3 protein-coding genes are annotated in these 2,719 nt (G+C 62.1%); all 3 read left to right on the top strand.

Going from position 1 to position 2,719, the window contains the following annotated elements; genetic code table 11:
* Window positions 1–18: 18 nt before the first annotated feature.
* A complete protein-coding gene (locus tag EG885_RS22180; RefSeq protein ID WP_131579018.1) occupies window positions 19–888 on the top strand; it encodes a carbohydrate ABC transporter permease in 870 nt (289 codons plus the stop codon).
* A 12-nt stretch (window positions 889–900) separates the two neighbouring features.
* On the top strand, window positions 901–1,725 hold the full coding sequence (locus EG885_RS22175) for a carbohydrate ABC transporter permease (protein WP_131579016.1): 825 nt from the start codon (window positions 901–903) through the stop codon (window positions 1,723–1,725).
* A gap of 11 nt (window positions 1,726–1,736) precedes the next feature.
* Window positions 1,737–2,719: ABC transporter ATP-binding protein (locus tag EG885_RS22170; protein ID WP_131579014.1), on the top strand; the 983-nt coding region annotated here is incomplete at its 3' end.

The raw sequence follows: 2,719 nt of genomic DNA, 5'->3' as shown, positions 1-2,719 counted from the left end.
CCCCAAAGGACGCAAGCCATGGCCACCCGCCAGACCGCAAGTCTTGCGCGCCTGATGCGCGCACCTGCCATCATCCTGCTGCTGATCTGGATGATCGTCCCGTTGGGGATGACGCTGTATTATTCGTTCATGAACTATAATCTGCTGAACCCGGCATCGATCAGCTGGGCCGGTTGGTTCAACTATCAGTATTTCGTCACCGATCCCGCCTTCATGGCCGCGATCTGGAACACGCTGGTCCTTGTGCTGGGCGTGCTGGCGATCACCGTCGTGATGGGCATCGCCATCGCGCTGCTGATCGACAAGCCGATCTGGGGACAGGGCGTGGTGCGCATCCTGATCATCTCGCCGTTTTTCGTGATGCCGCCGGTGGCTGCGCTGATCTGGAAAAACATGATCATGCACCCGTCCTATGGCGTCTTCGCCGATATCGCGCGCGCTCTGGGGCTGCAGCCGGTGGACTGGTTCGCGCAATATCCGCTGACCTCGATCGTCATCATCGTCGCCTGGCAATGGCTGCCCTTTGCCACCCTGATCCTGCTGACCGCCCTGCAATCGCTGGACGGCGAACAGATGGAGGCGGCGGAAATGGACGGCGCAGGCGCCATCAGCCGCTTTATCCACCTGACCCTGCCGCATATGGCCCGCGCCATCACCGTGGTGATCCTGATCCAGACCATTTTCCTGCTGGGCATCTATGCCGAGATTCTGGTGACCACCAATGGCGGGCCGGGCAATGCCTCGACCAACCTGACCTATCTGATCTATCGCGCGGCACGGCTGAACTTCGACATCGGCGGCGCCGCCGCAGGTGGCATCATCGCGGTCATTCTGGCCAATCTGGTCGCCGTCTTCCTGATGCGCGCCGTCGGCAAGAACCTGGACTGAAGGGGACATCACATGGCACGCGCAAGCAGCACCCGCAGCAAGATCGGCTATACCATCGCCGCATGGGCCGTGGCCCTGACGCTGTTCTTTCCGATCCTCTACACGATCATCACCAGCCTCAAGACGGAACAAGAGGCGATCTCGGGGTTCAACATGATCCCGTCATTCACCCTCAGCAGCTTCGAGGCGGTGCAGACCCAGTTCAACTACTGGAAGCCCTTCACCAATTCGGTGATCCTGGCGGTCGGCTCGACCATTCTGGCGCTGATCGTGGCGATCCCGGCGGCCTGGGCGATGGCCTTTTCGCCCACCAAGCACACGAAAAACATCCTGATGTGGATGCTGTCGACCAAGATGATGCCCGCCGTCGCGGTGCTAGTGCCGATCTATCTGATCTTTCTGCGCACCGGGCTGATGGACACGCGGATCGGCCTGACGGTCATGCTGATGCTGATCAACCTGCCGATCGTGGTCTGGATGCTGTATACCTATTTCCGCGAGATCCCGGGCGAGATCCTGGAGGCTGCGCGGATGGACGGCGCCGGTCTGCGCGATGAAATCCTGTATGTCCTGACGCCCATGGCGATCCCCGGCATCGCCTCGACCATGCTTCTGAACATCATCCTGGCCTGGAACGAGGCCTTCTGGACGATCCAGCTGACCACCACCAACGCCGCCCCGCTGTCGGCCTTCATCGCCAGCTTTTCCAGCCCGCAGGGGCTGTTCTGGGCGAAACTCTCGGCGGCATCCGTCATGGCCATCGCGCCGATCCTGATCATGGGCTGGTTCAGCCAGAAACAACTTGTCCGCGGCCTGACCTTCGGCGCGGTGAAATAAGGAGAACGCTGATGGGACGCATCACCCTGCAGGACGTGACCAAGCGGTTCGGAGACGTCGAGGTCATCCCGCCCCTGAACCTCGACATCAATGACGGCGAATTCGTCGTTTTCGTCGGCCCCTCGGGTTGCGGGAAATCGACCCTGCTGCGCCTGATCGCGGGGCTGGAGGATACCTCGGGCGGCAAGATTCTGATCGACGGCCGCGACGCCACCGACACGCCCCCCGCCAAGCGCGGGCTGGCGATGGTTTTCCAAAGCTATGCGCTTTATCCGCATATGTCGGTACGCAAGAACATCGCCTTTCCGATGCGCATGGCCTCGGTGCCGCAGGACGAACAGGACCGCCGCATCGCGGCTGCCGCCAAGGCGCTGAACCTGACCGACTATCTGGACCGCAAACCCGGCCAGCTGTCGGGCGGCCAGCGCCAGCGCGTCGCCATCGGGCGGGCCATCGTGCGCGAACCGGCAGCCTTTCTGTTCGACGAACCTCTGTCGAACCTCGACGCCGCGCTGCGCGTCGGCATGCGGCTGGAAATCAGCGAGCTTCACAACCGGCTGAAAACCACGATGGTCTATGTGACCCATGATCAGGTCGAGGCGATGACCATGGCCGACAAGATCGTCGTGCTGCATGCGGGCCGGATCGAACAGGTCGGCAGCCCGATGGATCTGTATCGCGCGCCGAAAAACCTGTTCGTCGCAGGCTTTATCGGCAGCCCCAAGATGAACCTGATCGCCGGCCCCGAGGCAGCACGCCACGACGCCACCACCATCGGCATCCGCCCCGAACATATCGCCGTCTCGGCGACGTCGGGCACTTGGAAAGGCCGCGTTGGCGTCAGCGAGCATCTGGGGTCGGACACGTTCTTTTACGTCGAGGATACCGGTCTGGCCGACACCATCACCGTGCGCGCGGGCGGCAATATCGACCTGCATCACGGCGACACGGTGTTTTTGACCCCCCATGACGCCGAAATGCACCGCTTTGACGC

The organism is Paracoccus nototheniae, assembly GCF_004335005.1.
Classification (GTDB): domain Bacteria; phylum Pseudomonadota; class Alphaproteobacteria; order Rhodobacterales; family Rhodobacteraceae; genus Paracoccus; species Paracoccus nototheniae.
This window is presented reverse-complemented; position numbering and strand designations above follow the sequence as displayed.